The organism is Bacillus sp. PSXD-155, assembly GCF_049310765.1.
In the GTDB taxonomy this organism is placed as follows: domain Bacteria; phylum Bacillota; class Bacilli; order Bacillales; family Bacillaceae_G; genus Bacillus_A; species Bacillus_A cereus.
In genome coordinates this window covers 1-4,231 of the sequence record NZ_JBMOWC010000115.1, presented here as the reverse complement: position 1 = coordinate 4,231, position 4,231 = coordinate 1, and the positions used below count along the sequence as shown (strand labels likewise).

The window sequence follows — 4,231 nt, the reverse complement described above, 5'->3', positions numbered from 1 at the left end:
ATATTTTAGACTATAGAATGAATCATTAGACAGTTGAAAAAATAGGGAAAAAGGGAAGAGCCACCAATATTCTTTCCTTTTTCCTGCAATTAGGGTCTCTATATTAATAAATATAGAAGATTATAAAATGTTGGATGCAACAGTTTACACTCAAAATTATAGCAACAGTAACAGGTATTTTTTATGCAATATTGCATAAAAAATATGATTTATAAAAAATACATGTCTAATGAGGAACACAAAAACTCTATATAGGATGAATTTAATCCTTACAGTTTCTTTATAGTGAATTAAAAGCGGCAAAAACCAAAAGGTTAATTTTATCAATACGAGTTTTTTCTTTTACATATTAAAATGGAAGTACCCTTTCAATGTATACTGACCCCTTCACAAATCGTGAAGGGATTTTTTTATTTAATAAATGAGTTTTACGAAATACACAGAATGTTAAATTTATAAAGCCCATTGATCCCAGTATGTGTACATGAGATTAATGGGTTTTTATTATTATGTGATTAAAGATGTGGGAAGTATTTTGTGTGTCTATAAAGGTGTACCTTTATAGACAGTTTTGAATTTTATTAAGGAATAAAAAGAGCCTATACTTCAGTGAAGTATAGGGAGAGGGACAGAAATCAATCAGTTATTAATTTTGAATAGATACTTAAATCGATGAGTTTTCCATTTGATTTTTCACTTTTTCTTAGCGTTCCTTCTAACGTGAATTTTAATTTTTTTAAAACACTTATGGAATTTAGATTCTCAGGTTCAACTTTTGCTTCAATGCGGTTTAGCTTTAAATTAGTAAATGCATAGTCTAATAAAGCGGAGATTGCTTCAGGTGCATATCCTTTGCCCCAGAATGCTTTTGAAATATCATAACCAATCTCAGTTTTAGAGTTTTCGAAATCTAAGAAATTATAACCACATGAACCAATGATTTGATTAGATTTTGCTTCGATAATAGTAAATCGGAGCGCTTTATTACTTTGAGCCAGCTCGTTTAGAAATCTAATCATGTCTTTTGCTTGATCCTCAGTAGTGAAATTAATAATATTCATGAATTTCGTAACATCTGGATCAGACCATATTTTAAATAAACTTAATGAATCGGATTCTTTTGTTTTTCTTAAATGTAATCTTTGTGTGTATAATTCTGTAATCAATACTTTTACCTCCATTATATTAGTGATGGGTAGATTAAAAATATTGATATCTGCGCATAATTCAGCCCTTTCTACTCTCAGTTATTATTTATTATACATGAGAGAAATAGAGAGAGGGAATTATGTGATTTTTTATATCTACTTTGTTTCTTAATTGTTTTTTCTATTTAATAGCACAAGTGATTTCATTAAAATGAAAGGAGAAAATCCTTACCTTTACTTTAAGTATCAGTACGTGATTGATATTAGTAATAATAGAATAGTTAATTATACTTTAGGGGAGGAACAATAATATGGCAAAAGTTCTAATGTTTAATTTTCCAGGAGAAGGACATATTAATCCGACAATTGCACTTGTCGAAGAACTAATAAAAAGAGGCGAGGAAGTTATTTACTATTGCGTAGAAAAGTATAGAAGTAAAATAGAGAATACAGGAGCTTTGTTTCGACCATATGAAAATTTCATATCACAAATAGACATGGTAAAAAGAATGAGTAGGCAAATAGATTCTCAAGAACTATTATTACACATGGTAAAATCCATGGATAAAATAATAGAAATAATTTTAGAAGAAGTAAAAGAAGAAGAATACGATTATGTTATATATGATAATAATTTCGCTGTTGGATGGATCATAGCTGAAGTATTACAATTACCTAAAATTGCTTCATGTACAACATTTGCCATTACTAAAAAGATAGCTTCTACTCTTATGAAAAATCATGGAGAAGAAAATAAAAAATCCCCTTTATATCAGAAAGTCATGTGTATTTTGAAAAAATGGGAAGATATTTATGGAATTACTCTTAATGAAAAACAGAATGTGATGACATGCCCGGGGGATATTACAATTGTATATACATCAAAATTGTATCAACCAAATGTCGAAGAATTTGATGATTCTTATATATTTGTCGGGCCCTCTATTGCACAGCGTAAAGATGTAGATTCTTTTTCCTTAGAACAGGAAAAGGGAAACAAGCTGATTTTTATTTCTATGGGAACAGTATTTAACCAGCAACCCGACTTTTATTACACATGTTTTGAAGCATTTCGAGATAGCTCGGTTACTGTCATATTAACTATAGGGGAACAAAATAATATTAGTCAATTAGATAATATTCCTTCTAATTTTAAGTTATATAATTACGTTCCTCAATTAGATATTCTACAACAAACTGATCTATTTATTACACACGGGGGAATGAATAGTTCCAGTGAAAGCTTATATTTTGGTGTTCCTATGCTAGTTATTCCAGTTATGGGAGATCAACCTATAGTTGCTCAAAGAATAGAAGAATTAGAAGCCGGAGTCCAGTTAGATCGTAATTTGCTTACTCCGGAAATATTACGTAATACAGCAATTCATGTGTTATCAAATAATATTTATACAAAAAATAGCCATAGAATTGGAAAATCTTTAAAAAATGCTGGAGGATATAACAAGGCAGTCGATGAAATTGAAACCTTTAAATTTAAAATGTGTATTGAGTAAAGCAAAACTACTGTGACTTTAAAAATGAATTATGAAAATGAGTTATATGGAGGAAATTAAAATAAAGATTTTAGAACAAAACTATCAAGAAACTAACTATCTACAATCTTATGAGAAAAGTCTAAAATTATGGCCAACTAGTTTTTCATCTTACTTTGTAGAAACATCTCAAGGGAAGACTCATATTATTGAAAGTGGTAATAAATTAGCACAACCTCTCGTATTACTTCATGGAGCAAAAATGAGTTCGACAATGTGGTATTCAAATATTTTAAAATGGAGTAAACATTTTAGAATAATGTGTATTGATATTTTAGGAGATAAAAACAAAAGCCTTCCAAAAAAAGGATTTACAGATTGCTTAAGTTATGCACTATGGTTAAAAGAAGTATTACATACATTAGAAATTAATAGCACGAACATTGTAGGATTGTCATATGGTGCCTTACATACTGTTAACTTCTTGACATTTTTTCCAGAGAAGGTAAATAAGGCTGTAATAATGAGTCCTGCAGCAACGTATATTCCTTTTCATCCTTTGTTTTTTTTCTATGCTTCAGGAATGATGAATAGTAGGGAAGGGGTCGAGAAATTTTTAGGGTGGATTTTTGAGAATCGATACACTGTTCATCCTTATATTCAAGAACAATTGATAGCAGGAATGATGTGGAATAATTCAGTGAAAAATGAAACTCTAACAGAACAGGGATTTCCATATATTTTTACGAACCAAGAGTTAGCCGAAATACAAACGCCTATGCTGCTAATGTTAGGGGAGAATGAAGTAATGTATAACCCAATAGAAGCTTTCAAATGTGCCGAAAATTCATCACCCAATCTAACTGTAGAATTAGTGAAAGATGTAGGACATTTGATGTCCATGGAGAATCCTCAATATGTAAATGATCGTATTTTAGAATATTTTAATAAATAAGGCATCTCTAAACTCAAAGTATGTCTCGCAAAGGAGGCTGTTATGACAATGCCGTTATTGAAAATTTTTTCGGTATCATGAAATCAGAATTTCTGTATCGAAAAGAATTTGAAAGTATAATACATTTCAAACAAGAATTAGCAAAGTACATAGACTACTATAATCATAAAAGAATTAAGGCAAAATTAAAGGGTATGAGCCCGGTACAATACCGGGCTCATACCCTAGAGGCTGCCTTATGAAACTGCCTGTCTAACTTTCGGGGTTCACTTCAGAGGGGTAGACTTATTAATTAGCACTGGAGTAATTAATGGACAAGTCCAAACATCCCAGTAAATCTTTTTTATAATTCTTCATCTTCAAGCTTTATTAAACTATTTATTTCCCACACTTGCATCAACTTTTACAATCAGTTTTCCTTTTTCAACAATTCCTGAAACTTTTTTAATGAAGCATTTCTTGGTAATATTAATTCCGCATATTCATTTCCCATATATACAGTAAGTATATTTACTTTCTTCTAAAAATTGTATTTCTCTATACCAGTTATAAAAATATTACAAAAGTTACTGAATATGTTAAAACGATATAAAAAGGTGTGAATTTATGAAAGTTAATTTCGAATTTTTTTGGAA

At 30.0% G+C, this 4,231-nt stretch carries 3 protein-coding genes and 1 pseudogene; 3 read left to right on the top strand and 1 reads right to left on the bottom strand.

Annotated features, from left to right (window positions below):
* Positions 1 to 635 precede the first annotated feature (635 nt).
* Positions 636 to 1,166, bottom strand: coding sequence for a GNAT family N-acetyltransferase (locus ACO6VI_RS32800; protein WP_422425183.1), 531 nt, complete (start codon positions 1,164 to 1,166; stop codon positions 636 to 638).
* Between the two features lie 293 nt (positions 1,167 to 1,459).
* Between ACO6VI_RS32800 and ACO6VI_RS32795 the strand changes: the two genes are divergently transcribed.
* From ACO6VI_RS32795 to ACO6VI_RS32785, 3 genes and pseudogenes are all read left to right on the top strand, one after another.
* On the top strand, positions 1,460 to 2,662 hold the full coding sequence (locus ACO6VI_RS32795; protein ID WP_422425182.1) for a macrolide family glycosyltransferase: 1,203 nt from the start codon (positions 1,460 to 1,462) through the stop codon (positions 2,660 to 2,662).
* 31 nt (positions 2,663 to 2,693) lie between these two features.
* On the top strand, positions 2,694 to 3,596 hold the full coding sequence (locus tag ACO6VI_RS32790; RefSeq protein WP_422425180.1) for an alpha/beta fold hydrolase: 903 nt from the start codon (positions 2,694 to 2,696) through the stop codon (positions 3,594 to 3,596).
* An 11-nt stretch (positions 3,597 to 3,607) separates the two neighbouring features.
* Positions 3,608 to 3,838 (top strand): annotated as a pseudogene (locus ACO6VI_RS32785) (transposase); the annotation flags it as partial.
* Positions 3,839 to 4,231 lie beyond the last annotated feature (393 nt).

Bases quoted from the DNA above. Each gene is read 5' to 3' on its own strand.
- ACO6VI_RS32795 (WP_422425182.1), top strand. From the start codon at position 1,460: ATGGCAAAAGTTCTAATGTTTAATTTTCCAGGAGAAGGACATATTAAT.
- ACO6VI_RS32790 (WP_422425180.1), top strand. From the start codon at position 2,694: ATGAAAATGAGTTATATGGAGGAAATTAAAATAAAGATTTTAGAACAA.